The sequence below is a fragment of the Undibacterium sp. Ji83W genome (genome assembly GCF_049340385.1).
Taxonomy (GTDB): domain Bacteria; phylum Pseudomonadota; class Gammaproteobacteria; order Burkholderiales; family Burkholderiaceae_D; genus Undibacterium.
This window is the reverse complement of sequence record NZ_JBMPOZ010000023.1, coordinates 1-16,182: the sequence shown is the minus strand read 5'-3', so window position 1 is coordinate 16,182 and position 16,182 is coordinate 1. Positions and strand designations below refer to the sequence as shown.

Here is a 16,182-nt window from a genome sequence, read left to right as displayed (position 1 = left end):
GGAAGCATCAAAAAAGGGGGCATCTGTCTGCTATGCCGTGTTTGTTTCGAGTCGTAAAATGAGGGCCAGCCCACCCTGAATTTACAGGCTGGTTTATAGACTGACTGCTAGCAAAGGCGCATGCTTATTGGGCTAATGTTGCCCGGACTTCCATCAATATCCTGCCCAGCATATTCTTTCCGCGACCATCACTGCCACATCCCCAATAACTGTCGTCGGTCGTGTCCTCAATTAGCTTCGCCGATCCTGTACTTAACAGCATGGCTCTCAAATCCTCATGCTGCTGGAACTTCGCTGTAACGGCATCACGCATGACCTGCACTTTGACAGACTCCCAGTCTGGACGAAGTTTTTCTGTGCGCGCCCGTCCTAAGCGCGCTGCGATGGCAGGTGTGTTGGCTTTGCGTATTTTTTCTCTATATATCGCATCCACAAATTTTTGCGCCTGAAAATAATGCTCACTCGTGGGCCAGGTCTTGCCTTTCATGGAAATTGAGTATCGTGCAAAGTTGGAAAACTCTCCATACTCATCTTCTGCTGAATAGAATTTGATGGTTGTGTCTGAATTGCTGTCGTTCAAAATAAGTAAGCTCGCTTTAAAAAATGGCGGGGGAAATCTGCCATCATGCATGCGATGGTCCAACATGCATGTAAGCAATGTCAACCCCGTGTATGCCCAAGAATAAAAGAAAACATATCCAGGTGCTTGGCAATGCCACTTTTCTTGGTCGTGGAATAATGCCCTGAATCATAATCAACCCGCATCAATACCGGGCGTTTGGGATCATAATTTTTCTGCATGCGGGCAGCCATCTTGGCGATTTGCCAGGGTTCTACCCGCAAGTCGTTGGCACCGGTCATCAGCAGCGTAGCCGGGTAACTGGTTTCTGGCTTTACATGATGATAGGCATCCATCTCCAGCAGGGCGCGGAATTCATCTTCTTTCTTGACCGTGCCAAATTCTTCATCATTGCCAGGGCCATTCGATGTCAGCTCAAAGCGCAGGGTGTTGAATACTCCGACTTCACCGATTGCTACGGCAAACAGATCTGGTCTTTCTGTGATGGCGCGGCCCACCATGATGCCACCGGCAGAGGTGCCCCATACTGCGAGCTTGCCGCGTGCAGTCCAGCCATCCTTGATCATCGCTTCTGCCACATCGATCACATCGCGCCAGGTATTTGGCTTGCTGGCTTTTTGCCCGGCAGTGTGCCAGGTCTCGCCTTTCTCGCCACCACCGCGCACATGGGCATACACGATCACGCCGCCCTGATCCAGAAAAGCCAGCATGGACCCTTGAAAACCAGGGTCAAGTATGATGCCGTAAGCACCATAGGCAATGATCAGCAGAGGGTTCTTGCCATTCAGTTTGGTATTATTCTTGTGCAGTATTTCTACCGGTACTGCCGTGCCGTCACGTGCCTTGATATCCTGGCGGGTAGTCAGGAATGAGGATGTGTCAAATGCTGCTTTGGGTGTCAGGCCCGTGTCTTTGGCGACCAGGTTGGGCCCTGTTTGCAGCGTACGTGCAGACCAGGTCAGGTCGTCCATGCCAAACCAGGCACCTTCTATGGCCGGGTGGCATTGTATATTCCATACCGCACCTGTCAAAGGCAGTTTCACATCCTCCACCTTGCCTGTGGCAAAGCCGTAACGTCGCAAGGCCCCGACCTGGCCGCGCAGCTCATGGATGTATAAGCCATCCTTGGCCAGGCTCAGGCTGTCGATGACATAATCGCCTTGCGGCACCACCACGACACGTTTGCCCTTGTCTGCCTCGCGCAGGCTGACCTTAAACACTTCACCACGCTCAGACTTGCCCTTGGCCAGTACATACACATCGTCACCCACGGTCAGTGCGTGGGTCGCGATATCGTCCTTGCGGAACACTTCTGCCCAGCCGGGTTTGCCTGCCAGCAGGTCATTAAGGCGTGCGACCATGCCATAGGCTGGCCATTCACCATTGCTGTAGATGGCTCCCAGTGCCCAGTCGCTGGCGGTATTCACATGCACGACCGGCATTTCACGTTCTGTCTGGCCCATGGCAGGGCCATCTGACCAGCGGAAGGCCAGTGTGTCTTGCGCAGGGTCTTTATCCATTTTGTGCAGCCATGTTGCCGTGTCGAATGAGAAATCGACTTTGCCCTTGACTGCACCGTCACGCAGGCGGGCATAAAACAGGCCGCTGGAATCGGGCAGCCAGCTTGCTGGCATGCCATTCAAACGGGTGATCAGCACGTCCTTGCCACTATCCAGTGTCAGCACATGCAACTCATGCATCTCGTCACCACCCTTGTCGATGGCGTAAGCCAGATGCTTGTTGTCGGGAGACATCAGCACTTCGGTCACGCGCCTGGGTTGGCCGCCCTGGCCACCCTTGTTGCCTGCTTCCGGATCAATCAACAGGCGTTCTGCGCCACCCGCGTGCGCAATAGCGTAAATCTTGAGTACCTGCTGGTCTGGCGAGCGGCGTGCAAAAATCAGTTGGGTAGTAGTGACCTGGCGTATAGCCAGCGTTGTCGTCGCTGCGCTGAAACGCTGCAAGGACGCTTCTATGGCGCGCCGACCCGGCAGCTTGTCCAGCACTTGCCGCGCAAACCCGCCTTGTGCTTTGAGGTAGTTGGTGAATTCGGCAGTGTCCGGCTTTTGTTCCATCCAGCGGTAAGGATCAACGATATTCTTGCCCCACAAGTTGTCGGTCACTGCCTCTTCGCGTGCCAGCGGTGGCAAGGGTGGCAGCAGGGGCGTGGGTGTTTTCCTGACTGCAGCATGCACATGTGCACTGAGGGGTGAGAGGGCAAATGCGGACAAGGACAAGGCAAACCTGCGACGGGAAATCATAATCTGCTACCTCTCAGTATTGGACGTGTCAGGAAGTATAGATGGATTTGTGAGCGGCTGACAATGGAGGATAGATTGAGCGTAGTAAAAACTGAAGCAAGCTTATTCATCAGATTACTGTGCAGCCTATCAATGTCCGCATGTACGAAGCCACCTCTGGCTCATGACCAGTGATGGCTAAGGATTATGACCTAAAGCTATTTACTCAGTTTTGAAATAATCTGCAGTCTCTATATCGGCTATCAAGCCTGTCTGCTCCGGTTGCCATCCCAAAGCCTCACGCGTTAACTGGCTTGATGCCGGGCAATCTATTTTAGCGAAACCTGCAAACCAGCCAAAATGTTTGGCCGCATCCTCACCAGACTTGGCAACGACAGGGATATGCAAGTGCCTGCCTATCACTTCTGCAATCTCCTTGAAGGCAATACCTTCTTCAGCAATAGCGTGATAGCGCGCACCTGCAGAGGCTCGCTCCAGTGCCAGCCGGTATACTTTCGCAGCGTCCTGACGGTGTACTGCCGTCCAGCGGTTCAGGCCTTCATCCACATAAGCCGACACACCTTTTTCACGCGCAAGATTGATCAGGATAGGCACGAAGCCATGGTCACCCGCCCCGTGTACTGACGGCGGCAAACGTACAACCGAGGCATTGACGCCATTGGCTGCCAGCACCATCGCAGCATGTTCAGACGCACGCGGGTAAGTTGCGGATTTAGCCTGGTGCAAATCCGCTTCCGTCGCCATACGGCCAGGTGCCACCAGCGCAGCGCCAGAGGTGACGATGAAAGGGCGATTGCTGCCTGCCAGCTCAGCGCCGATAGCCTCAATGGCACGCTCATCCGTTTCACAGACTGCCTGGAACCTGGCGAAGTCATGGATGAAGCCTGTATGTATCACACCATCGGCATTTGCCACCCCGCGTCGCAAACTGGCGAGGTCTTCCAGGTCACCGCGCTGCACTTCAGCACCGGCAGCCAGCAGCGCCGCAGCCGCTGCGTCAGAACGCGCCAGCCCCAACACCTGATGGCCAGCCTGGATTAATTCCTGCACCACGGCAGTGCCCACAAAACCTGTAGCACCTGTCACAAAAACTCGCATCATCATTCCTTTTTAATTTAATTTTGCCGTACGAGGACTTGTTCACCTCTGACAGCCAGCCCTTACTGTAAAGGATGGAATTGATACGATCTATGCTGTATAGTCCATAATATCTTCGCAATCGTCCAGAAATGCCATGGATCCTTTATCCGATGTGTTAGCGCTGCTAAAGCCGCGCAGCTACTTGTCTGCCGGTTTTGACGCCGGTGGCGAGTGGGCTATCCACTTCCCCAAGAATGCGGGCATCAAGTGTTATGCCGTGGTATCTGGCGCATGCTGGCTGTATGTCGAGGGCGTCGCTGAGGCTGTGCATCTGCAAGCGGGCGATTGCTTTTTGCTGCCCAGGGGCTGGCCTTTCCGCCTTGCCAGTGACCTTGCCTTGCCGTCAGTTGAGGCTGCCACCGTGTTTTCTGCCACACGCGTGCATGGTGTTGTTACCTATAATGGTGGTGGCGATTTTTTCCTGGTCGGCAGCCGCTTTGTGCTCGATGGTGCACATGCCACCCTCTTGCTGGCCATGCTGCCACCGATAGTGCATATCCATAATGTCACAGACCAGATGGCATTACGCTGGTCGGTTGAACGCATGATGCATGAGCTGCATGACAAACAGCCCGGCAGTTATTTGATTGCCCAACACCTTGCGCATATGATGCTGGTGCAAGCACTGCGCTTGCACATGGTAGCAGGCGCAAGCGATGGCACAGGCTGGCTGTTTGCCCTGGCTGATAAAAAATTGGGCACTGCCATCAGTGCCATGCATGCCAGCCCGGCGCAGCAATGGACCCTGCAAACCTTGGCGCAAACGGCTGGCATGTCACGCTCATCCTTCGCTCTCAAGTTCAAAGAAAAAGTTGGCGCATCCCCCATGGAATACCTGACCCGTTGGCGCATGATGCTGGCCAGCGAACGGCTGGTGAATGGCAATGAAGCAATTGCCGTCATCGCACTATCCTTAGGTTATGAATCTGAAAGTGCCTTCAGCACTGCATTCAAACGTGTCATGGGTCGTTCGCCAAGGCAGTATGGCAAAGGCGATGAGACAACTAGCCCCGACATGCAGGTGGACGATGTATCTCATTCCAGTCTGGGTGAACTTATTGCGCTGGAAGCTGAGTCCTTAGTATCATGATTGGAACGCGTATTCTAAGAGCAGGTTACATAGCTACATCCAGGGAGTCGTCATGGCAGAAAACAAAACCAAAGCAACAGACAATAGCGTGGATGAATACATCGCTGCCATTGAAGATGAAACCCGTCGCAAAGACTGCACAATATTGATCAAGCTCATGTCCAGGGCGACCAAACAGCCCGCTGTCATGTGGGGCAGCAGTATCGTTGGTTTTGGCAGCTATCATTACCGCTATGAAAGCGGTCGTGAAGGAGATAGCTGCCTGTTGGGCTTTTCTTCGCGCAAGGGTGACATCAGTCTTTATGGCTTGAAGGCAGCGCCCAATCACGAGCAACTGTTGTCCAGCCTGGGTAAAACCAAATCCGGCAAAGGCTGCCTCTACATCAGGAAATTGAGTGATGTTGATATCAAGGTGCTGGAGATACTGATAAAGGAAGCAGTCGCGGCGAAAAAATGAGGCAGATGCCGGTAATATGAGATAACATTCCAGAGCTCAACATGTTGTAGGGTGCGCCATGCGCACCATTTTTTTTGGTAAATTTCTTGCGATATTTCGCGATTAAAATGCTGCGCGCGTCGCACTCTACTGACGGTTTTTTTTAAACAGGCCAATAAAAATCTTCATCATGAAATTTCATTTATTCGTTGCTGCAATAGGCGTATGTTTGTTGGCTCAACAAAGTCATGCCGCTGACGTCACCGTCCACCTTAAACTGATCTCTCCACAAAAGCTGGAAGTCTCTTACCAATTGCCAAAGACATGTGACGCTATTCCATTTTTGAACGAGGAAACCTTGCCAAAATTTGGTAGCGAGATCCGTGCAGCATGGCAAGCTGTGGATGATTGTGGTACTGCTGACGGGACGACACTTATCAAAACCAACAAGGCATGTTCAAATATACGTTTTAATGTGCCTGCAACGAGCAAGTTTTATGATCGTGTATCACCCGGCTCTTTCCCTATGGGTGAAGGCATGTATGTCCACACCACCAGTTATGCAGTCAGCGACAAGTGCGGCAGTGTAGGCTACCAGTTTTCAGCCCCCGGCAGTATCGCTTTCAAGGGCCAGCTCTTTCAAGAGAATGCGTCTTACGAGGCTGAGGGTGGCAACTACATGGCCGTGCTGTTATTGCAAAAACAGATTGCATCAAAATCTGGAACCATCAGTTATTTCAATCCAGCGCTGGGTGCAGAAAATATTCAGTTATTGCAGAACATGGCCGATCAAGCAGTAGATTTTTATAATCGTGCATTACCGGATGTTGCTTTTCGCAAGCCCATATTGGCAGCAACCATGGCGAGAGACGGTGGCACACCCAATTTTTGGGGCGATGCCGGTGATGTTCTGCGCTTGGCGCTGTATAACTGGCCAGAGCATCCCACGCCTGATAGTGACGCGCGGCTAAGAAAATTTGTCTGGCATGAATTTGCCCATCGCTTTCAAGCGCCCACCGCCAAAGAAAGCGAGCCGCGTGCGGCCTTTATTGGTGAAGGTGGTGCAGAATATCTGCGCTGGACAGCAAGCTTGAAAACCAAATGGTCCAGCCCTGAGAATGCCGCAACAGAACTCAGCACGGCCATTTCCAATTGCATCTCCAGGGCAGCTGGATATAGCTGGAAAACATTACCAAAAAACCTGGTAAACAGCGGTTCTGTACCCTATGAATGTGGCTTGGCTTTACATGTCATGGGCCTGGCGGTAAGGCAGAACGATGCTAGCTCATTGCAGCAAATAAATAATTATTATCATGGATTTGAAACAGGTGAAGTTACTAGTTTTGAGCAAGCGTTGGAATGCGGGAAAAAGAAAGACTGCACTCCACAATGGCTACCCAAACTAATGGGTGAACAGCCGATGTCAACAGCCTGGTCAGATTTTTTCGTCAGTACACAATTAGCAAAACCTGCCCCACCGCCGCCAGCACAATACGCCAATATCCAGCGCATGGCATTTGCATCTCTGATGGAAGAAGACTGCAATGGCAGCGCCAGTTTTTATACTGACAAAGATGCCTTCCTCGTAGGTGAAATCAAGGGCTGTCGTGTATTTAAAGAAGGTATGAAAATCCAGAAAATGGAAGGCAAGAACTTATTTTCTTCATCATTAGTCGCTGATGAAATGATACAAGCCTGTACCTCACAAGGCAAAGTCAGCCTGGGTTTGCAAAGTGGTGAAACGCTGTTCGTGCCGTGCAAAGGCAAGTTCAAGATACCGCAATTTTATGCAGTTGATATGAAGCGCTTGATGCAGAAATTGGATTTATAGGCAGGGAGATTGCTATCAAAACAGGGCAATGTTGAATCTGACCCTGGTCTTGTATTTGCAAGCTACCGCAGGGCAGAGAATGTTGAATGATAGCGGGTATGAAAGATGTTTGCACCTTTCTGACAGACTTGAGAACATCGTTTCTCATCAACGAAATAGAATGTGGAACGACTCTATGGCGCGCGACAAAGGGCTGGAAGAATTGATTAGCAATGATCTGGAAGCAGAGCAAGGGATTACTGCAAAAGCAATGTTTGGTGGCTGGGCATGGTTGTCTGGTGGACATTTAGTATGTGGCGCACGCGAAGATGGAATGCTGGCTCGGCTAGGTAAAGATCATGACAGCTGGGCACTTCAATTAGTTGGTGTAGTCCCCATGCTGTCACGCGGAAAACCAATGGCTGGCTGGGTGCGCGCAGACGCTCGCGCTTTTGGCGACGATGAAATTCGCCGACGCTTGATCAGTGCTGCATTAGCTTTTGTTCGCACACTACCCAAAAAAAGATGATCAGCATGTAGATGGGGTTAGTCCAGCGTAATCGTCAGCATGCAATCATCGCTATACTTTTTTCCAACATCGCAGTGACGTAGGACGCATTGTAATGCGCCCTACGATTATCCTTTTGCCAGCATTACCGGATTCTGCTGCAGCATAGAAGTCGAGCGCTAAAATTGACGAGAAGCTGGAGTCAGCTTTCACCGGTGGAGCATGATTCATATTATTTGCTACGTAAATAGTTCAGTCCATGCGCTTAGCGGTAAACACTCCTGATCATAGCCTGATCCAATGAAACTTCTTCATCATAAAATGCCTGATTACGCTTTAAATGCCCGGCCAGATCATCAGGTATGCGCCCATCCATGATCAGGTAGGCCAATCGTGTGCTGCTTAGTGCCGCATCGATTAGCAATGCATGGCCTTTTGCAGTCATATTATTGCGCGTGAGATTGAGTTTGCGCAGTGTGCTTGAGGTGTTGATCAAGTTCGCTGCATGCATGGCGCCTTCGTCCCCGATGCAATTTGCTTGCGCACCGAGGGCTTTAGTGGAGGGGGCATAGCCAAGGTTAAGGTTTTGCAGGGATGAGTCGCAGGCAGCATCCAGCAGCGCGCTGGCACCTTGCAGGCTTATGCCATTACTCGCCAGTTCCAGGGTTTGCAATGTGCGGTTCTGGCGCAGTGCATTTGCCAGTAATATTGCACCTTCATCACCCAGGTTATTGACGCTCAAATACAGTGCCTTGAGATGTGGTGCTTCGCGCAGTAGTCGCGCCAGGTCAGTGGCGCTTGATGCTTGCAATCCATTGCCACTCAGGTAGAGACATTGCAAACTCTTGTTGTCACTGCATAGGGCATCGACAATGGCGCGTACGCCTGTTGCGCGCAAGTCAGTGTTCACCATGTCCAGCACGCGTAACTGACTATTGCTACGTAACATGCGGGCGATACTTGCCGCACCATCCGGGCCTAGTGGATTTCGCTTCAGCCACAGTCCGGTGATGTTTTGTGTGCTACTTGCCAGCGTGGCACAAAGCGCTTGGGCACCTTCAGGCCCGATGTTGTTGCAGCCAAGGTAGAGCACTTCAAGGTGAGTATTGGCGCTTGCCAACCCGGCCACTGCAGCTGCGCCAGTATCACCAATCGCATCGGTACCCAGCATAAGACTGCGCACCTGGGTATTGTGCCGTAGTGCTTTGGTTATACTCAGACAGTGGTCTGTGCCCAGACTCTGCTTGCATAAATCCAGGCGGCCATCATCGGTTAGCGTGCCGCGCAGGAATTGCTGGTTACCTTGCACTGCAAGGTTGGCCTTGAGATAGTGCAGCAAGGGATCAAGCTCAGTTGCGTCACATGGCGTGATACTGACACGGTGAATCGGGCATTGAATAACACTATCCGCAATCAAGGCGTCGCCATCAGGCAAAGTAATCGAGGCAGGCTGTAGCGAATCACCATGCATAGGGCTCAAAGTCCTTGAGGAAGTGGCCAGAGAGTGGCGTATCGGCTTCATTGATGCCACGGGCAATGGGATCAAGCAAGCGTGCCATGCCATCAATCACATCCAGTGGAGTGTAAAAATCGTGAGTCTGCCGCACGTGCATGGCTTGTGGATAAGGTTTTTCGTCAGTGATCCAGCCGGTATCAACGGCATTCATGTAAATACCATCGCGTGCCCATTCCTGGGCGCTGGTGCGCACCATCATATTGAGCGCGGCTTTGGCCATGTTGGTATGCGGATGAAATTCTGTTTTACCGGCACGGTTGAATTGCCCCTCCATGGCCGAAGCCTGGACCACAAAGCGGCGTGCATGCGGCGAGCGCAGCAGTGCGGGCTTGAGGCGCGCCGTCAACAGAAACGGTGCCACTGCGTTGACTAACTGCACCTCCAGCATTTCTAGTGTGGACACTTCATGCAATTGCTGCGACCACGAATTGCTTGGCCGTTTGTCGAGTGCTTGCCCGTAAATATCCAGTTCAGCCTGCGGGAAATAGTCTGCATAGCTGGGTAACTGCCCCAGATATTGCTGCCTTGCTTCCAGCAACCATGGGGTAGGTTCAGCAGCCATCAAGGCTGCATAAAATTCGCGTGGCCGCTTGATGGTCTGCGCCGCATTGTTGATGAGTATGTCGAGGTGAGGCAGTTCCTGGCAGAGTTTATCGGCAAATTCTTCTACGTCAGGAATGCAGCGCAGGTCCAGTGCCCTGATGCTCAGGCGCTCTGCCCATTCGCCGGAATCCGGCAGTTCCAGAAAGCGCCGTTCTGCATCTTGCGGGAAGCGGGTCGTCATGATGACATGGGCACCATCACGCAACAAACGCAGGGTAGTTTCGAACCCTATCTTGATGCGCCCACCAGTGACCAGTGCGTAACGCCCGCGCAAATCGGCACGCTGCTGACGTTTTTTCCAGTTTTTCTCAGCACAAAGTGGGCACAGGGAATGGTAGAAATGATGCAGTTGCTGAAAACCCTGTTTGCAGACATAGCAGCGTTGCGACCATAGTGCCCCGTCATTGGCATCATTTGAAATCAAAGGCAAGACTTCAGCTTGTTGCGAGCGCACCAGCCCTGTTTGCAAGCGCGCATTGCGCAATTGCTCTTTTGCGGTCTCGGCACGTGTCTGCCTGTGCCCGCGCTTGGCGCCTTTTTGTATCTTGGCAATCAGGGTCTTGAAGCGCGGATGATCATCCATCTGCGAAGGTTCATCTGCAATCAACTGCAGCACCTTCAAGGCGATGTTCAGTTCTTCATCGGTAAATGCCACCGCGGGTATCCTCGTCTGTCCATTTGTACGCGCAGGGAATTTGCGCGCTGAGTGCTGGGAACGGGTTGGACTTGAACCAACACCTCCCTCATGCATATGTGGACGCGCTTCCATTACGCTACCGTTCCCGGCGACGATTATAGCGGTGCAGGCTTGCAAAGGTCAAAATTTCCCGGCCTTGCACATGACGGCATGAGGCATACATCTTGAATTGAAGGGAGCGAGTTGGGTTTGAACCAACGCCTTGTGCATGCAATGCAGATGTGCTTCCATTACACCATCGCTCCCGGCGCGGATTATAGCGGAGTAATCTGGAAAGCTAAAAATATTTCAAAGATCATTTCGAGGATATAAACGCCATGTCACAAAAATGTTTATATTGAATTGACTGGGAGCGAGTTGGGTTTGAACCAACGCTTTCTCCCTTGCTGTGGAGCTATGCTTCCGTTACATCACCGTTCCCGGCATGGATTATAACTGAGTGTCTTTGGCTCCAGTGAAATCTGGTCAGTACAAGGGTGCGTTACAACGCACCCTGCAATCTGAATGGATTGGGAACGAGTCGGGGTTGAACCGACGCCATCTCCTCTTGGTCGAGGTGTGCTTCCATTACACCATCGTCCCCATTGTAGATTATAGCGGGTCTGCGTAAGCGACATCTGATCAGGATGTAAGCTGCATTATAAGGTTTTCGCGCATGCATCAGCCATGCAAGGTCGTCGGCACCGCAGCCCGGATAACCTCAATAAACCGTCGCAGCCGCGCAGGATAAAAGCGCGCATACGGATACACCAGATTCACTGGTAGCGGCGTGGCCTGCCATTGTGGTACCAGTTGTACCAGTCGCCCGGCGGCGATATCGTCGGTCAGTATCCAGGTTGAACCGATGGCGACACCCAGGCCTTCGAGTGTGGCGGTGCGCAGGGCGTAGAGGTTGTCGGTGCTCAGGCGTGGCGTAAAAGCCAGGCGCTGGATTTCGCCGGTGTGTACATGGTGCAGAAATACTTCGCTGCGGTAAAAAGTGCGCAGCGATAACCAGGGCAGGCCAGCCAGGTCTATGGCCTGTTGTGGCATGGGCCTGCCAGCCAGTACCGACGGCGCGGCGACGACGATGCGCGGTACTTCGGCCAGTTTGATGGCAACCAGGCTGGTGTCGGTCAGCTCGCCTATCTGTATGGCGCAGTCTATGCCTTCAGAAATAAAATCCTGCAGCGAGGTGTCGTCATGCAGCAGCCATTCTACCGACACACGTGGATAACGCCTGAGGTAATCTGCCAGCGGCCTGACCAGGCGTTCCTGGCCAAACGCGTGCGGGGCGACGACGCGCAACACGCCTTCTGGTTCTTCATTGGTGCCGCGCAAATCAGATTCAAAGGCGGCCCAACTGACCAACAGGTTTCTGGCATGTTCATAACAACGTTCACCATCAGCAGTCAGGCGCATGCTGTGGGTGGAGCGGTTTAACAGGCGCACACCAAGGAATTGTTCCAGCGATTGCAGGCGGCGGCTGACGGTAGGCTGGGTGGTGCCCAGTTGCGCTGCGGCGGCAGACAGATTGCCTGCCTCGACGATGCGCACAAAGGTTTGCATCAACTCTATGCGGTCCCCCGCGCCTGTCATCAGGGCAGCGGTGGCGGCATTGTCAGGGCGGCTGGTCAGGGCTTTGGTCATGCGTTCAATGTATAACAAATCTGCGTGGTCTGCTACTACCGTTTGGCATTCCTGCACTTTACACTGCCAGTCATCAGTTAGAGCAGAGAGAAAACCATGTCTTCCATTCAAAATTCGCATGACCATATGACGGCGCTAACGCCAGCTACAGACAGCCAGGTGCACCAACAACCCTCACCGTCCATGGTATTTTTGCTGGCCAGCGGCGCTGCCTTTTCAGTGGCATCGTTGTATTACAGCCAGCCCATGCTGGGCATATTGGCCACTGACATAGGCGTCAGCAATGTCGCGATTGGCTATGTGCCGACGCTGACACAACTGGGTTATGCCCTGGGCATTTTGCTGCTGGCCCCGCTGGGTGACAAACATGACCGCCGCAATATCATCCTTATCAAGGCGGGTTTGCTGGTGGCCGCTTTGTTGGCGGCAGCAGCCTCACAGTCGCTGGGTATCTTGCTAGTCGCCAGCCTGGCGATAGGGCTGACAGCGACCATGGCGCAAGACATCGTCCCCGCTGCGGCTACCCTGGCGCATGAATCGCGCCGTGGCAAGGTAGTAGGCAGCGTCATGACGGGTTTGCTGATGGGCATCTTGCTGTCGCGTGTCGTCAGTGGTTTTGTGGCAGAACAGTTTGGCTGGCGCAGCATGTTTGTGCTGGCAGCGCTTGGCGTTTCACTCATAGGTGTTGCCATCTGGCGCGGCCTGCCGCATTTTGTACCGACTACTTCCATGAGTTACCGCGCATTGCTGGGTTCCTTGTTCGATCTTGTCCGCCGTCATGGCAAGCTGCGCCGCGCAGCGCTGGCGCAAGGCTTGCTGGCGATGGGCTTTAGCGGTTTCTGGTCTACCCTGGCAGTGATGTTGCATGCAGAACCCTTTCACATGGGCAGCGCAGTGGCAGGTGCTTTTGGCCTGGCAGGTGCAGTGGGTGCACTGGCAGCACCCCTGGCTGGCCACCTGGCTGATAAACGCGGGCCAGAACTGGTGACCAAACTGGGATCGGGCCTGACAGCAGCCTCATTCGCCATCATGAACCTGAGCCCGCTGTTCCCACCAACCGCGCAATTGTGGTTGCTGGGCATAGGCACAGTGGGTTTCGACCTGGGTGTGCAAAGCACATTGATTGCCCATCAAACCATCGTCTACGGCATAGACAACGGCGCCCGCAGCCGCCTGAATGCAGTCCTGTTTGTCGGCATGTTCGTTGGCATGGCGGCAGGTGCCACACTGGGCAGCGCCTTGCTGGCGCAATGGGGCTGGATAGGCGTCACCAGCATGGCGACAGTTACCGCGTTGGCAGCATTGACTGTCCGGTTTTGGCGGGTACCTGCTGACAGGGCATGATCAGCATAGATGCCAGTTAGTTAGCGGCGGCATGTAGCCCATTTTGTTTAATTTGATGAAAGCCAGTTGAGTACAAACTCAACTGGCTTTTTTGTCGTCAGGAGAATGCCATGCGGCTGTCTGAATTTGAGAATTTCTGACAGGTTTGCCTGTTTTGATTGATGGTTTTGCAATAATGAAATTTTATAAATAATTGTTTAAAATAAAATAGATGAGAAACATTATTTTACAATAGACATGCTTTTATCATATAATCCTGCACAATTTTCATTGTTCTGCAAGTAACTAATTGCTGATGGCGCAATTAGTTAGGGCAGTAAAAGCTGTTTGCACAAGCTGCGTCTTTTGTAGTGATACTTTTTACTACTCCCGATCCCGGCACCTGGTTAATTTAACCAGCGTTAGATGGAAGTTGGTCTGCTAATTTGTCCCTCACGTTTGATGTTCATGACTGGGATGTGTATTCCTGTTGGGATCTGGCTGGCTTCCTGCATTTTCTTACCTGATTGATTTTTGTTCAACGATGAGCCTGTCCCGCCCGCTCAGGGCTGGTTTTAGCTCTGATGGAGTTACCACCTTATGAAGTATATGCAATCCTTTTCATTCCGTCTGTCAGCGTTGCTGATACTGGTGTTCGCCTTTAGTGCATGGTCTGCACATGCAGAGACTGTCGCGCCCAAATATGGCTACTGGTTTGGGACTGGCTACAGAACAATGGATGAAGCCGCAAATGGAATCATATCATTCCATACTAATGGAACCATGAAAACAGAGTATTGGACATTTGGCGGAGTAAAGCCCGACGACGATCCAGTCACGATCAACGGCAAACACAGAACGTTTTACCTGGTCGCGTCTCCAACACAAAAAGCGATTGATGAACTCCATTTAACTCCCGGCGAATATAAATGGCAAGGAATTACATTGTTTCCCATATGTCCTAAAGACGGCGGATTTAGCATGGCCCAATCCAGCGGGTCAGGGAATATAACCGGGCCTGACTTTTACGCCTACTGTTATCGTCCCGATCCATGCCCAGCATGTGATGCCAAGGATAAAAAGGGCAACCCTGTATCAGTGTCTACCGGTACCAAGACAGAAGAAGCACTGGATTACAGCGGCGCACCAGACTTGGAGTTCGTCCGTGACTATCGCAGTGATCGCCAAGGCTGGAGCAATAACTACCAGATAGTTGGATTTGATGCCGCTACTGCTGCACAAAACGGCACATCCAATACCATGTATTCCTTGCTGCCTTGTTATGCAGGTATCGATACATACTTCAATGAGCCGTATTGCTTCCCTCAGGTATCAAATGCTTTTAGCAAGCCACCAGGTACTGTCACCAATGAATTCGTCATGGCGCGTGGCAATGGTCGCGTGCAAGTCTTTGGCAACGCAAATGACCTTAATCCACCAGCCGATATCAATGATCGGGTCGTGAAACTTGTGGACGGCAATGGTGTTTTGACAGGATGGGCAGTGTATAGAGCCAGTACTGATGCAACTGAATATCTTGACCTGAACGGTAGATTGATTCGTGTCGTACAGCGAAACGGCATGCAAAAAGTGTTCACTTATTCTGATGCATCGACCCCACTGAATATCGCCCCCAAAGCGGGATTGTTGCTCACGGTAAGCAATCATTTCAACCAGAAACTCACTTTCACGTATGACCTGCAAGGTCGTATGGCAACCATGAAAGATCCTGCTGGTGGCATCACCAGTTACGCCTATGATGAAGCGAGTTCCGTCGGGTCATCAAACAATCTTACGTCCGTCACTTACCCTGACGGTAAAAAACGCGTCTACTGGTATAACGAACAAGACAAGACCAATGGTGCCAATTTACCTTTGGCGTTGACGGGGATTACCGACGAGAACGGTGTGCGCTTTGCGACCTGGACTTATGACAGTACTGGCCGTGCGCTCAGCTCTGAACATGCAGGCGGCGTGGAGAAATATACCTTTGCAAGCCGTGGTGCAGGCGGGAACCCCGCATTCACTGATCCCCTTGGCGTCAATACGGAGTACGCCTATACCCCAGTGCTGAACCAGATGAAGCTGTATTTTGAAAAGCGTACAGCAGGTTCCGCGATTCTTATGAAAGAGTCTAGTTTTGACGCTAACGGCAACCTTTCCTTCTCCCCGGATAATAAAGGTATTCGCACAAAATACACCTATGACACTCGCAATTTGGAAACCCAGCGCGTAGAAGCAGTAGATTATGTCTACGATGCCCAAACCACAACCACGTCCTGGCACGCCAATTACCGCATCCCAGTCCAGATCAACACCCCGTTGCTCAAAACAAGCTACACCCACGACACCAATGGCAACGTTCTCACTAAAACAGAACAAGCCACCAGCGACACCAATGGCAGCCTGGGTGCCAGCGCCCCCGTGGTCGGCAACGCCCGCACCTGGACCTACACCTACAGCACCATAGGTCAAGTGTTGACCGTCACCGGCCCCCGTACCGACGTCGTCGATAAAACCACCTACACCTACGACAACCTCGGTAACCTTAGTACGGTGACGAATGCCGCTGGTCACGTCACGACTTTG

General features: G+C 52.2%; 12 protein-coding genes and 4 tRNA genes. 6 read left to right on the top strand and 10 right to left on the bottom strand.

Annotated elements, in window-relative coordinates:
* Window positions 1–124 precede the first annotated feature (124 nt).
* The 3 genes from ACO0LD_RS26510 to ACO0LD_RS26500 all read right to left on the bottom strand — a co-directional run bounded on the left by ACO0LD_RS26510 (window position 125) and on the right by ACO0LD_RS26500 (window position 3,939).
* Window positions 125–631 carry an NADAR family protein gene (locus tag ACO0LD_RS26510; protein WP_423011598.1) on the bottom strand — a complete coding sequence of 169 codons (507 nt, stop codon included), beginning with the start codon at window positions 629–631 and terminating at the stop codon, window positions 125–127.
* Window positions 632–660: 29 nt separating this feature from the next.
* Window positions 661–2,841, bottom strand: a complete 2,181-nt coding sequence (locus tag ACO0LD_RS26505; protein ID WP_423011596.1) for a prolyl oligopeptidase family serine peptidase — start codon at window positions 2,839–2,841, stop codon at window positions 661–663.
* A gap of 201 nt (window positions 2,842–3,042) precedes the next feature.
* Entirely contained in the window at window positions 3,043–3,939 is an 897-nt protein-coding gene (locus ACO0LD_RS26500; protein WP_423011800.1) for an SDR family oxidoreductase, read from the bottom strand.
* 136 nt (window positions 3,940–4,075) lie between these two features.
* Between ACO0LD_RS26500 and ACO0LD_RS26495 the strand changes: the two genes are divergently transcribed.
* The 4 genes from ACO0LD_RS26495 to ACO0LD_RS26480 all read left to right on the top strand — a co-directional run bounded on the left by ACO0LD_RS26495 (window position 4,076) and on the right by ACO0LD_RS26480 (window position 7,846).
* Window positions 4,076–5,071: an AraC family transcriptional regulator gene (locus ACO0LD_RS26495; RefSeq protein WP_423011594.1), complete on the top strand. Its 996-nt coding sequence runs from the start codon at window positions 4,076–4,078 to the stop codon at window positions 5,069–5,071.
* A 52-nt stretch (window positions 5,072–5,123) separates the two neighbouring features.
* The gene (locus ACO0LD_RS26490) at window positions 5,124–5,528 is read left to right on the top strand and encodes a DUF1801 domain-containing protein (RefSeq protein ID WP_423011592.1); all 405 of its coding nucleotides are present in this window, start codon (window positions 5,124–5,126) and stop codon (window positions 5,526–5,528) included.
* Between the two features lie 208 nt (window positions 5,529–5,736).
* Complete coding sequence (locus ACO0LD_RS26485) at window positions 5,737–7,338, top strand: hypothetical protein (RefSeq protein WP_423011590.1); 1,602 nt, start codon at window positions 5,737–5,739, stop codon at window positions 7,336–7,338.
* A gap of 28 nt (window positions 7,339–7,366) precedes the next feature.
* Entirely contained in the window at window positions 7,367–7,846 is a 480-nt protein-coding gene (locus tag ACO0LD_RS26480) for a TfoX/Sxy family protein (RefSeq protein WP_423011588.1), read from the top strand.
* Window positions 7,847–8,090: 244 nt separating this feature from the next.
* Here ACO0LD_RS26480 and ACO0LD_RS26475 read toward each other — a convergent pair whose 3' ends face one another.
* The 7 genes from ACO0LD_RS26475 to ACO0LD_RS26445 form a co-directional block, all read right to left on the bottom strand.
* Window positions 8,091–9,296, bottom strand: coding sequence for a hypothetical protein (locus ACO0LD_RS26475; protein ID WP_423011586.1), 1,206 nt, complete (start codon window positions 9,294–9,296; stop codon window positions 8,091–8,093).
* Window positions 9,286–10,599 (bottom strand): SDR family NAD(P)-dependent oxidoreductase, encoded by a 1,314-nt coding sequence (locus ACO0LD_RS26470; protein WP_423011584.1) that lies wholly within the window; start codon window positions 10,597–10,599, stop codon window positions 9,286–9,288. The genes ACO0LD_RS26475 and ACO0LD_RS26470 overlap by 11 nt, the downstream gene beginning before the upstream one ends.
* Window positions 10,600–10,655: 56 nt before the next feature.
* Window positions 10,656–10,727 (bottom strand) — tRNA-OTHER (locus ACO0LD_RS26465).
* A gap of 88 nt (window positions 10,728–10,815) precedes the next feature.
* A tRNA-Ala gene (locus ACO0LD_RS26460) sits at window positions 10,816–10,886 on the bottom strand.
* A gap of 102 nt (window positions 10,887–10,988) precedes the next feature.
* A tRNA-Ala gene (locus ACO0LD_RS26455) sits at window positions 10,989–11,062 on the bottom strand.
* 90 nt (window positions 11,063–11,152) lie between these two features.
* Window positions 11,153–11,223 (bottom strand) — tRNA-Leu (locus ACO0LD_RS26450).
* Window positions 11,224–11,301: 78 nt separating this feature from the next.
* The gene (locus tag ACO0LD_RS26445) at window positions 11,302–12,270 is read right to left on the bottom strand and encodes a LysR family transcriptional regulator (protein WP_423011582.1); all 969 of its coding nucleotides are present in this window, start codon (window positions 12,268–12,270) and stop codon (window positions 11,302–11,304) included.
* Between the two features lie 96 nt (window positions 12,271–12,366).
* Between ACO0LD_RS26445 and ACO0LD_RS26440 the strand changes: the two genes are divergently transcribed.
* Together ACO0LD_RS26440 and ACO0LD_RS26435 are read left to right on the top strand one after the other, a co-directional pair.
* On the top strand, window positions 12,367–13,614 hold the full coding sequence (locus tag ACO0LD_RS26440) for an MFS transporter (RefSeq protein ID WP_423011580.1): 1,248 nt from the start codon (window positions 12,367–12,369) through the stop codon (window positions 13,612–13,614).
* A gap of 960 nt (window positions 13,615–14,574) precedes the next feature.
* On the top strand, window positions 14,575–16,182 hold a 1,608-nt coding region (locus tag ACO0LD_RS26435), incomplete at its 3' end, for a hypothetical protein (protein WP_423011578.1).